Genomic DNA, 20,467 nt, shown 5'->3' on the forward strand with positions numbered 1-20,467 from the left:
TATGTGCGGTAACACAGCAACGAAAAAAACCGGATACGACGGTTAATGCACAGAATCAAGGCTGCTTAAACTAAGCAATCAATAGACACCCAGACAAAACACTTTTAAAACACTTGATCTTAAAAAGATCAAAACGAATGTTTGCCCCTTTTTGGATAAAAGCCCAGTAACAACGCAAATAAGCGTTAAAGAAAAGCTTTTAACCGCCAGTTAAGCCTGACGACCATAGCAAGTGGGAACCACCTGATACCTTGCCGAACTCAGAAGTGAAACCGCTCAGCGCCGATGATAGTGTGGGGTCTCCCCATGTGAAAGTAGGTCATCGTCAGGCACTTATAAAACAATCCCCCTGATCTAAGATCAGGGGGATTTTTTATTTAATCCAGTTTTTAACAACTTTACGAAAAGTGTCTGTACCAGCCTTCTCTAACCATTCAAAGGCAACCATTTCTCTACAAACTACTTGAGCACCCATTTGTTTTAGACGCTCAAGTGCTAATTCTTTATCTTTAGCTTTTCTAGAGCCTACTGCCTCTTCTACTAAATAAACCTTATAGCCTTCAGTTATTAAATCTGCTGCAGTTTGAAACACACAAACATGCGCTTCAGTGCCAATAATCACAACTTGTTTGCGGTTTAAATCAGCTAAGTGTTGCTTTATTTCATCTTCTTTTAAGGCACTAAAGTGCATCTTTTGTAGTATTTCTTCAGGATCCAACCTTTCCTTGATGGGTGGTACACTCTCTCCGATTCCTTGTGGGTACTGCTCAGTAGCTCTAACGGGCACTTTAAGCTCTTTGGCAACTTCAATTAACCAACAACTGTTAATGATGACTGTAGAGCCTTTATCTATTGCAGGTGCTAGCCTGCTTTGTATGTCTATGACAAGTAAAAAACTATTTGAAGCGTTAAGTAGCATGATAATATGCCTCTCTTAGGGTATTATTGTTAGACTTGAGTCTAATGCGGTAAGTTGCCTCATTCTTTGTTTACTTACCTTACCTGATCCATTTTTTTGAATCTAGCTATCTTGCTGTTATCCATTTTGGGAGTTGCTAAGTGACCCGATTAGTCGTTTTTTTTACAAGTTTTGTTTTTCTACTCGTACTTACTACTGGCGAAGCAGATGCACGTCGTTTTGGTGGAGGCGGTTCTAAAGGTACCTTCTCCAGACAAATGAGCTCACCTAAAGCACCTAATCAAGCCTCAAAACCCGCTGCTGTTTCTAAGAACCCAGCCGCTAATACTGGTCGAAGGGGCGTTGGAGGTATGTTAATGGGGCTAGCTGCGGGTGGCTTGTTGGCAGCAATGTTCATGGGTGGTGCTTTTGAAGGCATTCAAATGTTCGACATACTTCTAATTGTTTTGGTTGTTGGCGGCATCCTGATGTTTTTACGTAGTCGACGTATGGCCAGTGAGCAACAGACCCAAACAGCAATGGGTAATATACGGTCTACAAATGAAGAGCAGCCACAGTTCACACCTGAAGCAACTACTACCAGCTATGATAGCGCTTCGAGCGTTCAAAATGATGATGTCATTTATGCTGCGCCCGACTGGTTTAATGAGAAGGCTTTTTTAGAAGGAGCAAAAGAGCACTTTCTAGCTATTCAAAAAGCTTGGGATGCCAATGACCTTACTACCATCAAAGAGTATGTTACACCTCAGCTATACAAGTTTTTGCAAGAAGCGCGTGCTGCGCAGCAGGATCAGGTAGAAACTAAGGTGCACAAGTTAGCGGTCGAAATGACGAATATTCAACAGTTACCTACTGGCATTGTTGAATTAGCAATTATGTTTCATGGCATTATTAATGAAGGTGAGCCAACAGATTCTAATTTTTGTGAAATTTGGCATTTGATTCGAGACATGAATCAAGAAAACTCACCCTGGCTAATTCAAGGTATAGAACAGGTAGAAGCTTAGTTTTAATATTTGCTTAGATTATTACCCTAAAGGCACTCATCATGAGTGCCTTTTTTATTAGTTTTTAGACAGGTTTGCGTGTAAATACCCAGCTATCTTTTTCAGAGAGAGTAGAGTTAAAGCTATAGCCATCTAAATTAAAGCTTTTTAAATCATCTGGATGATCTATTCTATTTTTAGCTATAAATCGCGCCATTAATTCTCATGCTTTTTTGGCATAGAAGCTAATAATTTTATATTGACCATTTTTCCAGTCTTTAAAAATAGGCGTAACAACTTGGTTATTAAGCTGTTTAGAATTAACTGCTTTGAAGTATTCTTGTGAAGCTAAATTAATTAATACTGGTGTTTGATGTAGTTCTAGGCGTTTTTTTACTTCAGCTGTAACTAGAGGTTGCCAGAAGCTATAAAGGTCCTTTCCGCGCTTATTTGCAAACTTGGTGCCCATTTCTAACCTGTAGGGTTGGATTAAATCCATAGGTTTAAGCAGACCATAAAGTCCAGATAAAATTCCTAAATGGTTTTGCGCAAAATCAAGCGCGTCATCAGTTAAACTTGTAGCATCAAAACCTGCATAAACATCACCAGTGAAAGCTAAGGCGGCAGGTTTAGCGTTAAGCCTTGTAAAAGGTAGTTGCCATTCTTGAAAGCGAGCAGCATTTAAACTGCCTAATTTATCGCTAATCTTCATTAATTGACAAATATCTTGAGGTGCAAGCATCTTTAACTGTTCAACAAGTTCTAATGCTTCTTGCAGGAAAGTAGGTTGACTATGAATTTGGCTGGTAGCAGGTGTTTCAAAATCTAAAGATTTGGCAGGAGACAACAAACTGAGCATAACTACTCCAAGGTTTAAAGGAGGAACTCAGTTAAGTATAGCAATTGAAGGGAGTTTACACATACAAAAATCAAATGGTACCGGTGAGCGGACTCGAACCGCTAAGCCTTTCGGCAACGGATTTTGAATCCGTCGTGTATACCAATTCCACCACACCGGCTAAGTTGGACTGTAAGAAGCTGCTTTGCTTCGAACAAGTCAGGCATTATAAACCTGTTATTCTTGCCGTCAACACTTACTGCTATTTTAAGTTCTTTAGTTCTATTTACACCTTTGCTTGCTGTGTTATTAGTAGGTTACCAACCCTAGCTAAATGCTTTAGAATTGGTGAATATAAAAATTATGAGAAGGCTTAGCGGCCAAGAGATACCATGGATTTCACACAAATTGCGCTAATACGTAAAAGAATATTGCTGATAGCCCTATTAGGGGTTTTAACAACGGGCTTGGTCGCTAGTTTAAGTACTATCATTCCTTTTTACTTTTCTTCTCGAGGTAATCTAGAACAGCTAACCTTGTCTAATGTTCAGCGACAGGCAAGCTTGGTAAATAATCTATTTGAAAAGTACCAAGGCTTGGCAGCTCAGTTTACTAGCCGAAGTGAAATTCGCTTACGTTTAGAAAAGTATGTTGCTGGTGAAATGTCTCAAGAAGCACTGGCAGCTTACTCTGCACCAAGGTTAAAAGATGCCATGCGTTTATCCAAGGAGTTAATTGGTTTAACGCGTTTGGGTCCTAAAGGAGAAGTGTTGGTTAACATTGGAACTACACTTAATGGTGCTAATGTAGAGGAAGCTGGATCATTTAATGCCCAAGAAACTCTTTATTCTCTTATAGCATTAAATGAAGTGCCTGTGGTACGCATTAAGGCTAATATTTACTCTAAACAAGGGCAGGTTATAGGTCAGGATGTTCTTTATTTTAGTCATCAAAAACTGCTTGATACTTTGAATGACAAGCTTGAAATTGATAAAGAAGCAAAGGTTTACCTAGTTAATCTCACTAGTCGAGTCAGCTTAGAATATGCCGATACGGCTAATGGCTTAGTGTTTAATAAAAATTTAAATTCTTTAAAGGCCACTCACTTAAATAAAGCCATTAAATGTGATCAATTCACTATTAAGCCCACAGGTAAGTGCCAAAATATTTTCTTCTCCGTACCACTAAAAGGTTCTCAGTGGTCTTTGGTTGCAGAAATTCCTTCTAAACATTTTTACCTACCAATTCAAGATCAGTTTCTTTGGCCGCTCTTAGCCATTTTTGCGATGCTTCTTGTTGCTATGTATACAATAAGTAAAGCCTTACATCCACTCACGCAACGTTTAGCCCTACAAGCGAAAGCGCTTGAACATTCCACTGAAGAGTTGCGTTTAGTTGCGAGTGTATTTGAAGGCACGCGTGAAGCGATTGCTGTTACCGATGCAGAAATGCACCTAGTTAAGGTTAACTCTGCTTTTTGTCAGATTACTGGTTTTAAATTAGACGAAGTTTTAGGTGAAAACCTACAAAGCTTATTTTATAAAAAGAAAGCAATTGAAAAGCTGCAACTAAAAATTAGGCAGTCCCTTGAAGTTAAAGAAAGTTGGCAAGGCGAGATTTGGTACGAAAATAAAAGTGGTGAGCTGCTTCCTGTTTTGCAAAGCATTAGTGCTTTGTTAGATGAGAAAGGCGAGGTTGTTAATTATATTCATATCTTTAATGATATTTCTGAAAGTAAAGCCAATGAAGAGCGGATTAACTACCTAGCTCATTATGATCAACTAACAGATTTACCTAACCGAACGTTAATTAATCGCCGCATTAAAAAAGCTGTTGAAAAAGCTAGAATAAACAACCAAGGCTTAGCAATACTGTTTATGGATTTAGACCACTTTAAGGAAGTGAATGATACCCTTGGTCACCCTGTTGGTGACTTGCTTTTACAGGCTGTTGGGCAAAGGCTGAAGGCAAGATTAAGGGAGCAGGATACTTTAGGCAGGTTGGGTGGCGATGAGTTTTTAGCAATTTTAGATCATGCTGCAAATACTGATGCTTCTGGAATTGTTGCAGAAAAAATTATTCACTCCTTAATTCAGCCTTTTGAATTAGAGGGACATCAAATTAAAATAGGTGTTTCTATCGGGATAGCCATTTTTCCGCAAGACGGTAACACAGCAGATGAGCTAATTAAAAATGCTGACATTGCTATGTACCGTGCGAAAGATAGTGGTAGAAACACCTTCCGTTATTTCTCTTACCCTGAAGCTGATTAACCAGGTTTTCCGTCTGGTCTTGGCTTAATCAGTAAAGGCGTATAAACCCATACAAATAGTAGTAGGGCCAACATCCATAATACTGCTGATACTTGGTAAGCAAGTAAGCCTAATGAGCTGGCAAAAAAGACTCTAACAATACTAGCCAATAACATTAATACTAAAGCTAGAACTGTTAGTTTGGCTGGTTCTAACTTTCTACCTGTATGGCCAAGTGCTACTCGGCTCATCATGCTTAAGGTTAATAGGCCTATTCCACCGACTGTTAATGCATGCACCCCTAAGTAAGGGCTTACCCAACCTATTAAACCAAAACCTCTTAAAAATAATCCTAGCACTAACCAAGCGTAGGCTAAATAAAGACTCCACAACAAGGAGTTACCCCAAATGCCTTTGTCATGCCAGCGCACTAGGTTAGGTAATAACCAGCAAGCTAAAATAAAGTTAATTATGGCAGCCCCTAAACTGTTGGCAAAAAATAGGTTTATGACTAGCATAATTAATAAAAGAGGTGGAAGGCCTTTTTCTAACAAAGGAATTCTAGCCTGCTCAGTTTTTTGTAAGCCACGCTGAATAAAAAAAGGTATAACGCGACCACCCATCACTAGCATGATAATAAGAATTATATCTAAACCTAGGTATGCACCTACATAGCTTAGGTGTTGATTGCTAGGCTCTAAAATTGACCAGTGGCTTAGTGCAGCAGCAGCGCCCAAAAGCCCTACTAGCACTAAGAAAATACGGTTGCGTACTGCAGCACTAATAAGTGCATGCCATAAGCTAATAAATAAGCCTACCCAAAATAGTAAGTCTACAGCCACATAAATAAGTTGTTGTTCACTAACCAAGGGAACAAGCCTTGCTGCAACCCAAATAACTGCTAGTGCTGCTAAAGGCTTGCCATCGGGTGTCATTTTACCTGTCCAGTTTCTTACTGCTGTTAGTAAAAAACCCGCAATAACTGCACCGGTATAACCAAAGAGCATTTCATGGCGATGCCAAGCAATAATATTACTTACACCCGGCCAGCTGTAGCCGCTTGAAAGGGTGACTATCCATAGCAGCATCATACTAAAGCCGCCAACACCTGCTAAAAGAAAAAAAGGCCGAAACCCCAGTGAAAAAAGTGTCATATCCTCTGTCCTGTATTGGCATCCGCTGTTTTGCCTGCAAACAATACGGTATTTTCAATTTCAATGTGCTGGTTTAGCTCATTTATAAAAAGCGCTAACTCTTGGTAAAGCTTTTGCCAGGTTCCACAAGCATCCTTAGGTAACTCTAGGTTGTTTGTTAGCTGATTGAGTTGCTCTAAAGCTTGCTGATGTTCTTCATGCTCCATCTTCATTACTCTAATGGGCATGGTCGCCTGTTCAAAACGGAGTTGGCGTAGCATAGGAAAAAGTACCTGCTCTTCTTTCATCATGTGGCTTTCAAGTTCTTGCTGCATACTTTGTAACAGCTGAGTTAATCCTGTCGGGCAGTTTTCATGGTCAGAATGAACTGCTTCTATCTTACGCGCTAATTCAATAATTTGCGGTAAGTGGCTGCGATGCCGCTCATGAAAATTACTTAACAAGTAATCAACTAATTGATCGGTACTACTCAAGTTCCACTCTTCTGCTTTTAGTCTTGTCATGGTCATTGACTCCAGTAAGGTGCTTAGAAAGCTGTTACCTTCTTAGTATCAATTTCTGTGCCAAAAGCCTAAAACCTATAGTTACTGGCTTTGTTCTGGGTTGGGGTAAATTTAACACTCATCCTAAGGGTTTTTTTTACCCTGCTAGTCAATTATACCCAGCCATTGTTTTAGTTCTAGGCAATCCCCATTATAAGTAAGTGCTTATATAATTTATTTAGGAGTAAGTAATGTCTGATTTAGTGCATCTTAACTGTCCACACTGTCAGGTATTAAACCGCATTCCCCAAGCGCGTTTAGTCGATGGCCCTAAGTGTGGTAAATGTAAGGAACCACTACTAAAAGGTAAACCACTTGAAGTGAATGAGCAGAATTTTGCAGCTTTGGTAGAAGGGAGTGATGTGCCAGTGGTGATAGATTTTTGGGCTAGCTGGTGTGGTCCTTGCAAAATGATGACTCCAATTTTTGCAGAAGTAGCAGCTAAAGACTCAAATAATTGGCGCTTTGTTAAGATTAATACAGAAGCAAACCAACAGCTGGCAGCACGCTTTGCAATACGTAGCATTCCAAGCTTGTTAGTGTTTAAGGGTGGGAAAGAAGTAGCCCGCCAAGCAGGTGCTATGCAGGCGGGCCAGTTACAGGCGTGGTTAGCCAGTCAGCTTTAAGCGACGAGTTCACCCTGCAAGCTAGTACGGATTTTATTCATGGCATTTTTTTCTAACTGACGAATACGCTCTGCAGAAATTCCATAAATAGCTGCTAGTTCATGTAGGGTGGATTTATTATCACTTAACCAACGCTGCTGTAAAATATCACGGCTACGCTCATCTAACTGAGCTAGTGCATTTTGCAGTTGCGTAGTGGCATCGTTTTCAGTGTTTTCATCTTCCACTAAACTTGCTGGATCGTAACGTTCATCCATTAAATAATTTACAGGCGCAGCGCTGTAACTATCGTCATCATCATCGGTATAACCATCAAATGCTGAATCAATAGAAGCAAGGCGACCTTCCATTTCACGTACCGTTTCTGGCTTAACATTTAAATCATTTGCTATGGCTTTTAGCTCTTTAACATTAAGCCAGCCAAAATCTTTTTTAGCGCCACGTAAGTTAAAAAATAGTTTGCGCTGCGCTTTGGTTGTAGCAACTTTAACTATGCGCCAGTTGCGTAGTACAAATTCATGAATCTCAGCTTTAATCCAGTGCACTGCAAAAGATACCAAGCGCACGCCCATGCTAGCATCAAAGCGTTTTACGGCTTTCATTAAGCCAACATTGCCTTCTTGAATTAAGTCAGCCTGAGGTAAACCATAGCCTTGGTAGCTACGTGCAATATGCACAACAAAGCGCAGGTGAGACATAACCAATGTACGAGCAGCTTCTAGATCACCTTCATCTTGTAGGCGGTAACCTAAACTTTGCTCCTCTTCTACTGTAAGTAGAGGAATGGTGTTAACAGTTTGGATATAAGCACTAAGATCACGACCAGGTGATAAAATACCTGCAACTTGTAATTGATTGCTCATTTAGTTCTCCGTAAAAAATATAAAAATAGGCAGAGAAAATTTATAGTTAGTAAAAGTATTTATTAGCTTATTCTTAATTAAGACACCTGATTAAGTCAATAAGTTCCCTCAGAAAACTTTTGCTAGCAGATTTTATTTTAAGCCTTAACTAGGTTCAACCTTGCCTAGATGGCGGCTAACGGCAATCCAAGCACCAAGCCAGCCAAGTAGTGTACTAGAAACTAATAGTAGGAGCGAATCCCTTAAACTGAGTCCTATTAGGCTGAAGTCACTAGCATAGGCACTAGCTAAAGATCGAACTGGTGCATCTAGCCAGTAGAGTGAAACATTAATTAATAGCCAAGCTAGAATACCTCCACCTAAACCATACCAAATACCCGTGTAAAGAAAGGGGCGTCTAACAAAGGCATTGGTAGCACCAATAAGCTTTACAACAACAATTTCTTGACGACGATTTTCTATCGCTAAGCGAATGGTGTTACCTACTACAAGTAAAACGGCTAAACCCAACAGAAAACCTAAGGCAGTAATAGTACGTTGTCCGAGTTCCATTATGTGATAAAGCCGTTTAACCCAGGCTAAGTCAAGCTGGGCTTCTTCAACTTCTGGCAATGCCTGTAAGCGACTGACTAGTGCTTGTTGGCTTTCAATGCCAGACACAGCAGGTCTAACAATAATTACGGGTGGCAAAGGGTTGTCATCTAGGTAGTCTAAGGCTTCACCAAAGCCTGAGAATTCTTTAAATTCAGCTAACGTTTGTTCTCTAGACAAGTAGCGGGTTTCAGCTATGGCGCTATCCATTTGTAACTTTTGAGTAAGGTTGCGCCCAGCAGAGTCTTGTACCTGTTCATTTAAATAAAGTGAAATTTGGGCACTGCCATCCCAATTACTTGAAACTAACTGAGCATTATTTAAAAACACATACAGGCCTACAGGTAAGGATAGAGCAATAGCAATAACTGCCCAAGTCATTAAGCTACCAAAAGGTGCGGCCAATAAACGTGCTAGGCTGTCTATGGCCATATTTACATGGTGTCGACGCCAAGCCTTTAAGCGAGCAGACTTGTTAACCTTGCTGATGCTTGCACCACCTAAGTTGCTTTTGCTTCGCAAATCAGGATTAGAGCGCAGACGATTAGGTGGTTTTTTTATTGGGTTTTTATGTGGTGTTTCACGCTGAGAACGATTAGGAAAGGTGGCGCCACTTGGGCGAATAGGACGCTTATTCATTAGGCCGTCACTCCACTTCTTGTTAGGCCGCCTTGGCTTAGTTCCATCATACGTAGCCCCATGCGCGAAATTAAATCTAAATCGTGCGAAGCAATTAATACGGTTACGCCCACAGCATTAAACTGGCGAAAAAGCTGCATGATTTCAGAAGAAAGCTGGGGGTCCAGATTACCGGTAGGCTCATCCGCAAGCAAAATAGGTGGTTTGTTAACTACAGCACGTGCTATGCCTACTCGCTGTTGCTCACCACCAGAAAGCATTATAGGTGTAAGCTTTTCTTTAGATAATAAGCCAACTTTATCTAGGGCAGCACGTACTCGCCGACCGATATCTTGTGGTTCCATCCCTTCAATAACGAGAGGCAGGGCAACATTGTCGTAAACACTACGATCATAAAGCAGTTGGTGGTCTTGAAAAACCACACCGATTTTTCTGCGTAGGTAAGGAACGTGACGGCCTGCTAGGTTGTTTAAGTTAATACCATCGATATTGACCTGTCCACGTGTTGCTACTTCCATACGCATAATTAATTTTAGAAGGGTGCTTTTTCCAGCACCTGAATGACCAGTTAAAAAAGCCATTTCCCCTTCTTTAAGGTTAAAGCTTACATTTTGTAGTGCTTCATGGCCGCTTTCGTAGCGTTTGAATACATTATGAAATTGAATCATCGGCCCTCCCGTTGGCCTCTTATATTATTCGTTAGTAGCTGTAGCCAAGAGGGCGTCAACAAAGCTGTTTGAATCAAAGTCACGTAAATCATCAGCTTGTTCACCAACACCAATAAACCTAACGGGGATACCCAACTCGCGAGCTAAAGCAAAGACAATGCCGCCCTTAGCCGTACCATCTAGCTTAGTTAAAACTAGGCCTGTAATGGGCACGGATTTATTGAACTCACGCGCCTGAGCCAAAGCATTTTGCCCTGTGGCTGCATCTAGCACTAATAAAACTTCATGGGGAGCTGCTGGGTCAAGCTTTTGTAGAACGCGACGCACCTTAGCTAGCTCTTCCATTAAATTGCTTTTATTGTGCAAACGGCCAGCGGTATCGGCAATAAGCAGGTCAACTTTGCGAGATTGAGCCGCTTGTAAAGCATCAAACACCACGCTAGCACTGTCTGCCCCAGTGTGCTGTGCAATTACAGGTACTGAGTTACGCTCGCCCCACACTTGTAACTGTTCAACCGCCGCCGCACGGAAAGTATCGCCAGCAGCTAGTAAAACTTTACGTCCTTCTGCTTGATAGCGCTTGGCCAGTTTGCCGATAGTGGTTGTTTTACCCACCCCATTAACACCTATCATTAAAATAACTTGAGGCTTGGCAGGTTTATCTTCTAAAACCAAAGGCTGGCTGACAGGTTCTAGTAATCTTTTTAGTTCGTCTTTAAGTGCTGCAAACAGTGCGCCTGAGTCTTTAAGTTGTTTACGATCAATTTTATCCGTTAGGCTGGCAATAATTTCCTGGGTTGCAGTCATGCCAACATCAGCCATTAGTAGCCGTGTTTCTAGTTCTTCAACTAGCTCATCGTCAATTTTGCGAGCGCCCAAGAAAAGATCAGCTAAACCACCGCCAGTACGAGCAAGCCCCTGCTTAAGGCGAGAAAAAAAGCCAGTTTTGTTGGGTTGGTCTGGTTCAGTAGCAGGGGCGGCTAGTGTTTCGCTTTCGCTAGTTACCGGTGTTTTTTGAGGTGTCTCTTCTGCTTGTTCAGCACTTAACTCAGCGGAAGGTATTTCGGACAGAGCCTCAGATGTGGCTTCTGGTTGTTTTTTATTACGTTTAAATAATCCAAGCATGGCAGCGGTATCTTAAAAGGTGTCTTAATCGAGTATTTAATGAGTTATCCTACCACACCTATCAGAGTTTTAAGGCAGGAAGTTAAGTAAAACAACTTGGGTTGAAAATGCGTAAACCACAGAAAAAAACTAAGCAGGCTACCTTAGGTCAAGTAAGAGTGATTGGTGGCGAATGGCGTGGACGTAAGCTAGCTGTACCCGATGCAGAAGGTTTAAGACCAACGCCAGATAGAGTTCGTGAAACCCTTTTTAACTGGTTACAATTTTCTATTGCTGGAAAAACCTGCCTAGATGCCTTTACTGGCAGTGGTGCGCTAGCGGTTGAGGCATTAAGTCGCGGTGCAGTAGAGGTGACAGCAATAGAAAGAGATATTAGAGTAACCAAGCAATTAAGTAAGCTATTATCTCCTTTGGCGGGTGAGCGTTTAAAGTTGATTAATGCTGATGCACTTAGCTGGTTAGAACAACAGCCAGCCCAACTCTTTGAGGTTGTTTTTTTAGATCCACCTTTTGGTTTGCCCTTACTAGAACCGGCTTGTCAGCTTTTAGAAGAAAAGGGGTGGCTTGCCGAAAATGCTTTAATTTATGTTGAGCAGGCAAAACAGCAAGCTGGATTAGTCCACTTGCCAGCTAATTGGATACTGCAAAAAGATAAGCAGGTTGGTGATGTGCACTTTAGTTTGTACACCAGATGAAAAGGTTATTTGAGCCGTTTAGCGCTTTTGGGTAAGATGCGCTTTTTTAGAAGCTATCCACCAGTACGAGGCTGACATGAAAACAGTGGTTTACCCTGGTACGTTTGATCCTATTACTCTAGGGCACAGTGATTTAATTGAACGCGCCACTCACTTGTTTGATCGTGTTGTTGTTGCTGTTGCTGATAGCCCACGTAAAAAGCCACTGTTTAATTTAGCAGAACGCATCGCACTAGTGCATCAAGTGATGGCAAACAACCCCAAGGTTGAAGTGGTGGGTTTTAGCTGCCTACTAACAGAGCTAATGCAGCAACAAAAGGCTAACATTATTTTACGTGGTGTGCGGGGTGTGGCCGATTTTGAATACGAGCTACAATTAGCACAACTAAATAAAAGTATGTCACCCAATTTGGAAAGCATTTTTTTACCACCTTCAGAGCAGCTGTCTTTTATTGCTTCTACGCTAGTAAGAGAGGTAGCCAGTTTAGGTGGTGATGTCAGTAAGCTAGTGCATCCTTGTGTAGTGAATGCCCTGCAAAACAAATACGCCAACTAAGCGTACATATTAAGCAATTAAGAAATTAACCAGTGAGGTTTATACCATGGCTTTGTACATTACCGATGAATGCATCAACTGTGATGTTTGTGAACCGGAATGCCCCAACGGTGCCATTACTCAGGGTGATGAAATCTACGAAATAGATCCTAACCTGTGTACTGAATGCGTAGGCCATTATGACGAACCCCAGTGTGTGGATGTTTGTCCGGTGGAATGTATTCCAAAAGACCCTAATCACGTTGAAAGTCAAGAAGAGCTGATGGAAAAGTATGAAACCATCACTGCTGCTTTAGGCTAAAAAATAGTTTTACAGCAAATAATACAGTACAAAAAAGGTGGCAGACCCTAGGGTTAGCCACCTTTTTTTGTTGCTGACTTTTAAGTTAAATCAATTGTAAACTAGCCAGCTTAAGTTAAGGAATAATTAAGGAATAAACTTAACTACCTGAATTTCATCCTTCGGATCAACTTCGGTTTGGTTAACCCGTGTTGGCAACTCTTCAGGCGCTTCTAAACTAATGGCATCAGTAAAGTCGCAGCTGACGCATTCCCTGTGCTGAAAACCATCCGCTTGCCAAGCTTTTAATACGTCCATCGTATTACATCTGGGGCACAAGGCTCCAGCGATAAAGCGTTTAACTGGTTCAGTCATTTTAAATCACCTACTTTTTAGTCTACCCATTTTCTGGCATTAGCAAACAAACGCTGCCAAGGGCCTTGTTCGCCCCAGCTGTCTGGATGCCACGAGTTATTAATGGTTCGTGCTACACGTTCTGGGTGAGGCATCATAATGGTGGCACGGCCATCGGCACTGGTTAGGCCGGTAATACCCGCTGGCGAACCGTTCGGGTTGAAGGGGAAGCTTTGCGTGGTGGTACCGTAGTTATCCACAAAGCGTAGCGCAACACTGCCGCTTTGCTCAGTAATTTTAAGGTGCTCAGCATCACGAAATTCAGCACGGCCTTCACCATGAGAAACAGCAATGGGTAGGCGTGAACCTTCCATGCCTGCTAGCAGAATCGACTTAGACTTTTGAATTTCCACGGTTGCAACACGGGCTTCAAACTGCTCGCTTAGGTTGCGTACAAAACGTGGCCAATGGTCAGCGCCGGGGATTAAGTCTTTTAGCTGCGATAACATTTGGCAACCATTACAAATGCCCAGCGTGAAGGTGTCTTCCCTTTCAAAGAAAGCGGCAAAGGCATCACGGGTTTGCGCATGGAAAAGCACCGACTTAGCCCAACCACCACCTGCACCTAAAACGTCACCGTAAGAAAAACCACCGCAGGTAGCTAAACCACGGAAGTTTTCTAAGCTAAGAGCACCACTAAGTAAATCACTCATGTGCACGTCGATGGGATCAAAACCGGCACGGTAGAAGGCAGCGGCTGTTTCCATGTGACTGTTCACACCCTGTTCGCGTAAAATAGCAACTTTAGGGCGTTTGCTTAGTTTTAAGTAGGGTGCTGCTAGGTCTTCGTTTAAATCAAACTTAACCTTGGGGCTAAGGCCGGGGTTTTTAGCATCTAGTAGGTGGTCAAACTCTTCTTGGGCGCAGTCAGCATTGTCACGCAGGGCTTGCATACGGAAGCTGGTTTCTGACCAGCGGCGTAAATAGTCAACACGGCTGGCTTGCAGTAGTAGTTCGCCATCTAAAGAGAAGCTAAGCAAGTCATCGGTTTCAGGGCGACCTATCACTTGAGCACATTCGCCAAGGCCAGCAGCAGCTAACTGCATTAGCACAAATTCAGTATCTGCTTGGCGCACTTGAATAACCGCACCTAGCTCTTCGCTAAACAATGCTGCTAAGGCTTCATCAGCATTTTCAGCCAGCATTTCAAGTTTAATGTCTAAACCTGTGTGCCCAGCAAAGGCCATTTCAGCTAAGGTTGCAAACAAGCCACCGTCAGAACGGTCATGGTAAGCCAGCAGTTTATCTTCGCTATTTAAGCCTTGAATCACCGCAAAGAAGGCCTTTAAATCTTCAGGGTCGTCTAAGTCCGGCGCTTGGTTACCTAGCTGGTTATACACTTGCGCTAAAGCCGAACCACCTAAACGGTTTTGGCTGCGGCCTAGGTCAATCAGCAGTAAATCGGTTTCGCCTTTGTCGGTTCGCAACTGAGGCGTTAGTGTTTTTCTAGCTGCAGTAACGGGCGCAAAAGCCGTAACCACTAAAGACAAGGGTGAAGTAATGGATTTTTCTTGCCCCTGCTCGTCTTCCCAAACAGTACGCATCGACATGGAATCTTTGCCGACTGGAATGGCAATGCCTAGCTGCGGGCAAAGTTCCATACCTACTGCATAAACGGTATCGTAAAGGGCTTGATTTTCGCCGGTGTGATTGGCTGCCGACATCCAGTTAGCCGATAATTTAATATCGCTCAACTGGTTAATGCTGGCTGCTGCAATGTTAGTAATCGACTCAGCTACCGCCATACGGCCAGAAGCGGCTGGGTTAATTAGAGCCAGCGGTGTGCGCTCGCCCATTGCCATGGCTTCACCCACTTCGGTAAAAGGCGTTGCCGTGGTTACTGCACAATCTGCCACAGGCACTTGCCAAGGGCCAACCATCTGATCACGGGCGACTAGGCCAGAGACGCTGCGGTCACCGATAGTAATTAAGAATTGTTTGCTGGCAACGGTGGGCAAGCTAAGAATGCGCTCAGCTGCATCTTTAATAGAAATACCTTCAAGATTTAACTCAGGCAAGGCTAAGGTTTGGCGCTCAAAGCTACGCTGCATCTTGGGTGGCTTGCCAAACAACACGCTCATGGGCAAATCCACCGGCTTGGTTTCAAAATGCCCATCGGTCACGGTTAAATGGTGTTCAGCTAAGGCTTCACCGACCACAGCATAGGGCGCACGTTCACGCTTACATAGCTTGTCGAATAATTCTAGGCTGGCTGGCGCTATGGCTAAAACGTAACGCTCTTGCGCTTCGTTACACCAAATTTCTAGCGGACTCATGCCCGGTTCAGCGTTAGGTACGGCACGTAAGTCGAACAAGCCGCCTCGCTCGCCGTCTTTCACTAATTCAGGCAAGGCGTTAGAAAGCCCGCCCGCACCCACGTCGTGAATAAAGCAAATGGGGTTGTCTTCACCCATGCCCCAGCAGCGATCAATCACTTCTTGGGCACGGCGTTCTATTTCTGCGTTGTCCCTTTGCACTGAAGCAAAGTCTAAGTCAGCACTAGAAGAACCAGTTGCCATAGACGAAGCTGCGCCACCACCCAAGCCAATATTCATGGCAGGGCCGCCCAGCACAATTAACTTAGCGCCAACAGGAATTTCACTTTTTTGTACGTGGTTAGGGCGAATATTACCCAAGCCACCCGCCAACATAATCGGCTTGTGGTAACCGCGGCGTTCAACACCGTTTAAGCCTAGGGTGTTTTCTTCGTAGGTACGGAAGTAACCAGTAAGGTTAGGGCGGCCAAATTCGTTATTAAAGGCAGCACCACCTAAAGGGCCTTCTAGCATAATGTCTAGCGCAGTAACGATACGCTCAGGCTTGCCGTAATCTTCGGCTTCCCAAGGCTGGGTGTAGCCTGGAATACGCAGGTTAGACACAGTAAAACCGGTTAACCCCGCTTTGGGTTTAGAACCAGTGCCCGTAGCGCCTTCATCACGAATTTCACCACCGGCACCTGTAGCTGCACCAGCAAAAGGAGAAATAGCTGTGGGGTGGTTATGGGTTTCGACCTTCATTAAAATGTGTACTGCTTCTTCTACTGGCTGCCAGCTATGGCTTTCAGGCTGGGGGAAGAAACGTGGTGCAGTAAAACCTTCTATAACAGAAGCATTATCGCTATAGGCAGATAAAACCCCTTCAGGAGAAAGCTTGTGGGTGTTGCGAATCATACCAAACAATGAATGGGGTGAATCTTCACCATCAATCGTCCAGTCGGCATTAAAAATTTTGTGGCGGCAATGTTCAGAGTTAGCCTGAGCAAACATCATTAGCTCAACATCGTTCGGGTTGCGGCCAAGGTTAGTAAAGCTAGTGACTAGGTAATCAATTTCATCGTCTGCTAAGGCTAAGCCTAAATCTGTATTGGCTTTCACTAAAGCTTCACGACCCCCAGCTAAGATATCAATACTTGCCAAAGGGCGCGGGCTTTCATGGCGAAATAGCTGCTTGGCATCTTCTATGCTAGTCAGCAAGGTTTCGGTCATGCGGTCATGTAATAGGCTTGCTACCGCTTCCTGTTCAGCCGCTGTTAGGTTGGCAGAGCTTTGTAAATAATACGCAAGGCCTCTTTCTAAACGCTCAACCTGAGTTAAACCACAGTTATGGGCTATATCGGTTGCTTTAGAAGACCAAGGCGATTGCGTACCTAAGCGTGGTACTACCAAGAAAAGCGCACCTTCGGGTGGGTGCTTTTCACCTGTTGGACCGTAGTCTAGTAAAGCTTCAAGTACTTGGGTTTGTTCTGAATTTAGCTCAGAACTCAGGTCGGCTAGGTGAATAAACTCAGCATAAATACTTGTAATAGAAGCAGAAATTTCTTGAAGCTGGGTCAAGAGTTTTTGTGAGCGAAAAGCTGAAAGAGCTGGAGCGCCGCGCAGTTGGAGCATTAGCAAGCCTCGTCAGAGCAGAAGTAATAAGGAGTAGACTAGTGGAAGTTTAATTGAGGCGAATGATAGCGCAAACAAGCATTCAGAGCTACGAAAGAACAATAAATGAACAGCGAGTCACAAAAATAAGACTTAAGTAGGGGATTTTTTGATCTGCCTTTGCTAAAATTACACAATCACAACCATATTTGTACCCCAATTACAATAATAGCCTGATCGGCAACTTTTTGATCTGGCTGCCGCATTACAAGATTTTGGCAGCACTCACTTACAGGCTTGGCAACTCAATCCAAGCGTAAATTAAATGCAAACAGCATTCGATGAGTCTCCGTAAATATGAAATTAAAACTTTTTTTACCCTTGTTGCTATTAGTTTTGCTAGTAACAAGTGGCTGCAACCAAAAAGATCCACTAACTAAGGTGCTTGAAACAGGCACCTTAACTGTGGCTATGCGTAATACACCAGCTGTATTCTACGAGCATCGCGATGGCTATGCTGGGTTTGAATATGAGTTGGTGCGCTCTTTTGCAGACCATCTAGGCGTAGAGCTAAAGGTGGTAAACTTTGCTAATGCAACAGAGATGGAGTTAGCCCTCAATCAAGGTAAGGTTGATATGGCTGCAGGTAGTCTAGGGTTAACCCTAGACCGCAAGCGTCAGTTTTCTGTATCCAAGCCTTTATTGCACAGCTCACAAATGGTTATTTATCGCAGCGGTCATTTCAGACCTAAAAGCTGGGAAGATGTAACCGAAGGTTCTTCACTTGCTGTGCTAGCAGGTTCACGTCAGGCTGAAGTATTGCAAAGTCATCAAGCGCTCTACCCACATTTAAGTTGGATGGAAACAGACGACTTAGAAGTGACTGATTTGTTAAAAATGATACAAGATGGTGACTTAGATTACGCCCTAGTTAGTGCGCAAGATTTTAATATTAATCGCTTTTTCTTCCCGCGTGCTAGTGTTGCTTTTGATACCGATGTTTCATCCTCTTTAGTCTGGCTGTTTCCAAAGTTAGCTCGCTCGCATTTAGAGCGTGCTGCTAGTGGCTACATAGAACAGGCGCAAGAGCAAGAAGTCATTAGCGAAGTGCGTGAGCGCTACTATCGCCATGAACAGTACCTAGAATATGTTGGTGCGCCTTTGTTTTTGCGTCATGTGCGTTCACGTTTACCTGAATATGAGCAGCACTTCCGTAACGCAGCAGAGCAGCAAGAATTAGACTGGCGCTTGCTTGCCGCAGTTGCTTTTCAAGAATCGCATTGGCGTCGCAATGCCGTATCGCCAACGGGTGTGCGTGGTTTAATGATGTTAACTCAGCGCACAGCTAATGAGTTAAATGTTGATAGACTAGACCCTTTTGAAAGCATTGAAGGTGGCTCGCGTTACCTAAAGCAGTTGTATGATCGTATGCCAGACGGTGTACAGGGTGAAGACCGTCTGTATATGGCCTTAGCTTCCTATAATGTGGGTAAAGGGCATTTAGAAGACGCACGTAAAATAACTCAGCGTCAGGGTTTTAATCCCAATAGCTGGGATGATGTTGCTAAACATTTGCCCTTATTAACTCAGCGTAAGTGGTACCGCCAAACACGCTATGGCTACGCCAGAGGCAATGAGCCAGTTGCCTATGTGCATAACATTCGTCGCTACCTAGAGATTTTAGAATGGCACGAACGAAGCCAAGATAACTTCCTTGAGCAGCTAGAAGAACGAGCTGCAAAAGTGAAGTTTGAAACTGCTTTTCGCAAAATTCCTGCGATGATCTAAAGCCAAACTTTAACCATAAAAAAACCTGCCAAACGGCAGGTTTTTTTTGTTTGGTTGTTTCTTAAACTGAATAATACATATCGAACTCAACTGGGTGAGTGGTCATATTTAAACGCAGTACTTCTTGTTGCTTAATGGCGATGAAAGAATCAAGCATTTCATCAGTAAATACACCGCCTTTAGTTAAGAACTCACGGTCTGCATTTAAAGCAGCAAGGGCTTCTTCTAAGCTACTTGCAACCTGAGGTACTTGAGCCGCTTCCTCAGGAGGTAAGTCATAAAGATTTTTATCCATAGCATCACCAGGATGAATCTTATTTTGAATACCATCCAAGCCAGCCATTAACAAAGCAGCAAAGCAAAGGTAAGGATTAGCACCTGGGTCGGGGAAGCGAGCTTCTACACGGCGAGCCTTAGGGCTAGAAACGTAAGGGATACGGATAGAGGCAGAGCGGTTTTTAGCTGAGTAAGCCAACATAACCGGTGCTTCAAAACCGGGCACTAGGCGCTTATAAGAGTTAGTTAGCGGGTTAGTAATGGCGTTAAGTGCTTTGGCATGTTTAATAATGCCACCTATATAAAACAAAGCCATTTCAGACAAACCGCCGTAACCATCGCCAGCAAAAAGGTTGTTACCCTCTTTAGATAGTGATTGGTGAACGTGCATACCAGAACCGTTATCGCCCACCAAAGGCTTAGGCATAAAGGTGGCAGTTTTACCGTAGGCATGAGCAACATTGTGTACACAATATTTTAAGCGCTGCACTTCATCCGCTTTTTTCACTAGCGTATTAAAGGCAACACCAATTTCGCACTGGTTAGCCGTGGCAACTTCATGGTGATGCACTTCAATTTTTAAGCCCATGGCTGTCATGGCATTGCACATGGCGCCACGAATTTCATGCGAAGAGTCAACCGGAGGAACAGGCATATAGCCGCCTTGTACACCTGGGCGGTGCCCCATATTGCCACCTTCAATTTTGGCGTTAGAAGACCAGGCCGCTTCTTCAGAACCAAGAGCGTAAGAAGAACCCGACATACCAATCTGCCATCTAACATCATCAAAGATAAAAAACTCAGGCTCGGGGCCAAAAAAAGCCGTGTCAGCGATGCCTGTTGACTTAAGGTACTCTTCAGCGCGTAAAGCAATAGAGCGAGGGTCACGCTCATAACCCTGCATGGTGACAGGTTCAATAATATCGCACTGTAAAATTAAGGTAACTTCATCGGTAAAAGGGTCTAGTACAGCAGAAGAATCATCGGGACGCATAATCATGTCTGATTCATTAATACCCTTCCAGCCAGGCATGGAAGAGCCATCAAACATCTGGCCAGTTTCAAAAAACTCTTCGTCAACGTAAGAAGCAGGAATAGTAATGTGGTGCTCTTTGCCCTGGGCATCTGTAAAACGTAAGTCAACCCACTTTACGTCGTGTTCGGTAATAATAGCCAGACTCTTCTGGGACATGCTTGCCTCCACCTATGGCGTTTAACTGGGTGTAATTACTCCATCTATTAATAAGCTGAAAGCCTAATAGATGCAGCGAATTAGATCATAAATAGCCCGAATGCACTATATCTGAAGCCCATTTAAGCAGGGTTTTTTATTATTAAGGCTTAGTTAGAAGCTTCGCTAGACGTTTTTAGATTATTAGTGCTTTTTAG

General features: G+C 43.2%; 19 protein-coding genes, 1 tRNA gene and 1 rRNA gene. 8 read left to right on the top strand and 13 right to left on the bottom strand.

What is annotated here, in order from left to right:
* Window positions 1–215: 215 nt before the first annotated feature.
* Window positions 216–331: ribosomal RNA gene (rrf, locus tag H571_RS0106985) — 5S ribosomal RNA — on the top strand.
* A 42-nt stretch (window positions 332–373) separates the two neighbouring features.
* Here rrf and H571_RS0106990 read toward each other — a convergent pair.
* Window positions 374–919, bottom strand: coding sequence for a hydrolase (locus H571_RS0106990; protein WP_027848675.1), 546 nt, complete (start codon window positions 917–919; stop codon window positions 374–376).
* 140 nt (window positions 920–1,059) lie between these two features.
* Here H571_RS0106990 and H571_RS0106995 point away from each other — a divergent pair, with 140 nt between their 5' ends.
* Window positions 1,060–1,926, top strand: a complete 867-nt coding sequence (locus H571_RS0106995) for a Tim44 domain-containing protein (protein WP_027848676.1) — start codon at window positions 1,060–1,062, stop codon at window positions 1,924–1,926.
* A gap of 64 nt (window positions 1,927–1,990) precedes the next feature.
* On the opposite strand, the gene H571_RS16245 is transcribed toward H571_RS0106995, so the two are convergent.
* The 3 genes from H571_RS16245 to H571_RS0107005 all read right to left on the bottom strand — a co-directional run bounded on the left by H571_RS16245 (window position 1,991) and on the right by H571_RS0107005 (window position 2,924).
* Entirely contained in the window at window positions 1,991–2,122 is a 132-nt protein-coding gene (locus H571_RS16245; RefSeq protein WP_342664336.1) for a hypothetical protein, read from the bottom strand.
* A 6-nt stretch (window positions 2,123–2,128) separates the two neighbouring features.
* Complete coding sequence (yaaA, locus tag H571_RS14535; RefSeq protein ID WP_342664337.1) at window positions 2,129–2,764, bottom strand: peroxide stress protein YaaA; 636 nt, start codon at window positions 2,762–2,764, stop codon at window positions 2,129–2,131.
* 75 nt (window positions 2,765–2,839) lie between these two features.
* Window positions 2,840–2,924 (bottom strand) — tRNA-Leu (locus H571_RS0107005).
* A 211-nt stretch (window positions 2,925–3,135) separates the two neighbouring features.
* On the opposite strand from H571_RS0107005, the gene H571_RS15510 reads away from it, so the two are divergent.
* Entirely contained in the window at window positions 3,136–5,016 is a 1,881-nt protein-coding gene (locus H571_RS15510) for a sensor domain-containing diguanylate cyclase (protein ID WP_051168213.1), read from the top strand.
* Here H571_RS15510 and H571_RS0107015 read toward each other — a convergent pair.
* Window positions 5,013–6,149 (bottom strand): NnrS family protein, encoded by a 1,137-nt coding sequence (locus H571_RS0107015; RefSeq protein ID WP_027848677.1) that lies wholly within the window; start codon window positions 6,147–6,149, stop codon window positions 5,013–5,015. The genes H571_RS15510 and H571_RS0107015 overlap by 4 nt on opposite strands.
* Complete coding sequence (locus tag H571_RS14545; protein WP_036217880.1) at window positions 6,146–6,652, bottom strand: hemerythrin domain-containing protein; 507 nt, start codon at window positions 6,650–6,652, stop codon at window positions 6,146–6,148. Before H571_RS14545 ends, H571_RS0107015 begins: the two co-directional genes overlap by 4 nt.
* 230 nt (window positions 6,653–6,882) lie before the next feature.
* On the opposite strand from H571_RS14545, the gene trxC reads away from it, so the two are divergent.
* Window positions 6,883–7,317 carry a thioredoxin TrxC gene (gene trxC / locus H571_RS0107025; RefSeq protein ID WP_027848678.1) on the top strand — a complete coding sequence of 145 codons (435 nt, stop codon included), beginning with the start codon at window positions 6,883–6,885 and terminating at the stop codon, window positions 7,315–7,317.
* On the opposite strand, the gene rpoH is transcribed toward trxC, so the two are convergent.
* The 4 genes from rpoH to ftsY form a co-directional block, all read right to left on the bottom strand.
* On the bottom strand, window positions 7,314–8,180 hold the full coding sequence (gene rpoH / locus H571_RS0107030) for an RNA polymerase sigma factor RpoH (RefSeq protein ID WP_027848679.1): 867 nt from the start codon (window positions 8,178–8,180) through the stop codon (window positions 7,314–7,316). The two genes, trxC and rpoH, sit on opposite strands and share 4 nt — an antisense overlap.
* A 144-nt stretch (window positions 8,181–8,324) precedes the next feature.
* Window positions 8,325–9,410, bottom strand: coding sequence for a permease-like cell division protein FtsX (gene ftsX, locus H571_RS0107035; RefSeq protein ID WP_084482736.1), 1,086 nt, complete (start codon window positions 9,408–9,410; stop codon window positions 8,325–8,327).
* A complete protein-coding gene (gene ftsE, locus H571_RS0107040; RefSeq protein ID WP_027848681.1) occupies window positions 9,410–10,078 on the bottom strand; it encodes a cell division ATP-binding protein FtsE in 669 nt (222 codons plus the stop codon). The genes ftsX and ftsE overlap by 1 nt, the downstream gene beginning before the upstream one ends.
* 24 nt (window positions 10,079–10,102) lie before the next feature.
* Window positions 10,103–11,203, bottom strand: coding sequence for a signal recognition particle-docking protein FtsY (gene ftsY, locus H571_RS14550; RefSeq protein ID WP_051168214.1), 1,101 nt, complete (start codon window positions 11,201–11,203; stop codon window positions 10,103–10,105).
* A gap of 107 nt (window positions 11,204–11,310) precedes the next feature.
* Between ftsY and rsmD the strand changes: the two genes are divergently transcribed.
* The 3 genes from rsmD to H571_RS0107060 all read left to right on the top strand — a co-directional run bounded on the left by rsmD (window position 11,311) and on the right by H571_RS0107060 (window position 12,755).
* Window positions 11,311–11,898 carry a 16S rRNA (guanine(966)-N(2))-methyltransferase RsmD gene (rsmD, locus tag H571_RS0107050; protein ID WP_027848682.1) on the top strand — a complete coding sequence of 196 codons (588 nt, stop codon included), beginning with the start codon at window positions 11,311–11,313 and terminating at the stop codon, window positions 11,896–11,898.
* A gap of 76 nt (window positions 11,899–11,974) precedes the next feature.
* Window positions 11,975–12,454, top strand: coding sequence for a pantetheine-phosphate adenylyltransferase (coaD, locus tag H571_RS0107055; RefSeq protein ID WP_027848683.1), 480 nt, complete (start codon window positions 11,975–11,977; stop codon window positions 12,452–12,454).
* 46 nt (window positions 12,455–12,500) lie between these two features.
* Complete coding sequence (locus H571_RS0107060) at window positions 12,501–12,755, top strand: YfhL family 4Fe-4S dicluster ferredoxin (RefSeq protein ID WP_027848684.1); 255 nt, start codon at window positions 12,501–12,503, stop codon at window positions 12,753–12,755.
* A gap of 126 nt (window positions 12,756–12,881) precedes the next feature.
* Here H571_RS0107060 and H571_RS0107065 read toward each other — a convergent pair whose 3' ends face one another.
* Both H571_RS0107065 and purL read right to left on the bottom strand, forming a co-directional pair.
* The gene (locus tag H571_RS0107065; RefSeq protein WP_027848685.1) at window positions 12,882–13,109 is read right to left on the bottom strand and encodes a YheV family putative zinc ribbon protein; all 228 of its coding nucleotides are present in this window, start codon (window positions 13,107–13,109) and stop codon (window positions 12,882–12,884) included.
* Window positions 13,110–13,126: 17 nt separating this feature from the next.
* Window positions 13,127–17,035, bottom strand: coding sequence for a phosphoribosylformylglycinamidine synthase (purL, locus tag H571_RS0107070; protein ID WP_027848686.1), 3,909 nt, complete (start codon window positions 17,033–17,035; stop codon window positions 13,127–13,129).
* 336 nt (window positions 17,036–17,371) lie between these two features.
* Between purL and mltF the strand changes: the two genes are divergently transcribed.
* Window positions 17,372–18,802 (top strand): membrane-bound lytic murein transglycosylase MltF, encoded by a 1,431-nt coding sequence (mltF, locus tag H571_RS14555; RefSeq protein ID WP_036217882.1) that lies wholly within the window; start codon window positions 17,372–17,374, stop codon window positions 18,800–18,802.
* Window positions 18,803–18,863: 61 nt separating this feature from the next.
* Here mltF and glnA read toward each other — a convergent pair whose 3' ends face one another.
* Window positions 18,864–20,270, bottom strand: a complete 1,407-nt coding sequence (glnA, locus tag H571_RS0107080) for a glutamate--ammonia ligase (protein WP_027848687.1) — start codon at window positions 20,268–20,270, stop codon at window positions 18,864–18,866.
* Between the last annotated feature and the right edge of the window lie 197 nt (window positions 20,271–20,467).

The sequence above is a fragment of the Marinospirillum minutulum DSM 6287 genome, from assembly GCF_000422325.1.
Classification (GTDB): domain Bacteria; phylum Pseudomonadota; class Gammaproteobacteria; order Pseudomonadales; family Halomonadaceae; genus Marinospirillum; species Marinospirillum minutulum.

Excerpts from the sequence above, each read along its gene's own strand:
- coaD (WP_027848683.1), top strand. The coding sequence starts at position 11,975 with ATGAAAACAGTGGTTTACCCTGGTACGTTTGATCCTATTACTCTAGGG.
- ftsY (WP_051168214.1), bottom strand. The coding sequence starts at position 11,203 with ATGCTTGGATTATTTAAACGTAATAAAAAACAACCAGAAGCCACATCT.
- H571_RS16245 (WP_342664336.1), bottom strand. The coding sequence starts at position 2,122 with ATGGCGCGATTTATAGCTAAAAATAGAATAGATCATCCAGATGATTTA.
- mltF (WP_036217882.1), top strand. The coding sequence starts at position 17,372 with ATGAAATTAAAACTTTTTTTACCCTTGTTGCTATTAGTTTTGCTAGTA.
- trxC (WP_027848678.1), top strand. The coding sequence starts at position 6,883 with ATGTCTGATTTAGTGCATCTTAACTGTCCACACTGTCAGGTATTAAAC.
- H571_RS0107015 (WP_027848677.1), bottom strand. The coding sequence starts at position 6,149 with ATGACACTTTTTTCACTGGGGTTTCGGCCTTTTTTTCTTTTAGCAGGT.
- purL (WP_027848686.1), bottom strand. The coding sequence starts at position 17,035 with ATGCTCCAACTGCGCGGCGCTCCAGCTCTTTCAGCTTTTCGCTCACAA.
- ftsX (WP_084482736.1), bottom strand. The coding sequence starts at position 9,410 with ATGAATAAGCGTCCTATTCGCCCAAGTGGCGCCACCTTTCCTAATCGT.
- H571_RS0106990 (WP_027848675.1), bottom strand. The coding sequence starts at position 919 with ATGCTACTTAACGCTTCAAATAGTTTTTTACTTGTCATAGACATACAA.
- yaaA (WP_342664337.1), bottom strand. The coding sequence starts at position 2,764 with ATGCTCAGTTTGTTGTCTCCTGCCAAATCTTTAGATTTTGAAACACCT.
- ftsE (WP_027848681.1), bottom strand. The coding sequence starts at position 10,078 with ATGATTCAATTTCATAATGTATTCAAACGCTACGAAAGCGGCCATGAA.
- rpoH (WP_027848679.1), bottom strand. The coding sequence starts at position 8,180 with ATGAGCAATCAATTACAAGTTGCAGGTATTTTATCACCTGGTCGTGAT.
- glnA (WP_027848687.1), bottom strand. The coding sequence starts at position 20,270 with ATGTCCCAGAAGAGTCTGGCTATTATTACCGAACACGACGTAAAGTGG.
- H571_RS15510 (WP_051168213.1), top strand. The coding sequence starts at position 3,136 with ATGGATTTCACACAAATTGCGCTAATACGTAAAAGAATATTGCTGATA.
- H571_RS0107060 (WP_027848684.1), top strand. The coding sequence starts at position 12,501 with ATGGCTTTGTACATTACCGATGAATGCATCAACTGTGATGTTTGTGAA.
- rsmD (WP_027848682.1), top strand. The coding sequence starts at position 11,311 with ATGCGTAAACCACAGAAAAAAACTAAGCAGGCTACCTTAGGTCAAGTA.
- H571_RS0107065 (WP_027848685.1), bottom strand. The coding sequence starts at position 13,109 with ATGACTGAACCAGTTAAACGCTTTATCGCTGGAGCCTTGTGCCCCAGA.
- H571_RS14545 (WP_036217880.1), bottom strand. The coding sequence starts at position 6,652 with ATGACAAGACTAAAAGCAGAAGAGTGGAACTTGAGTAGTACCGATCAA.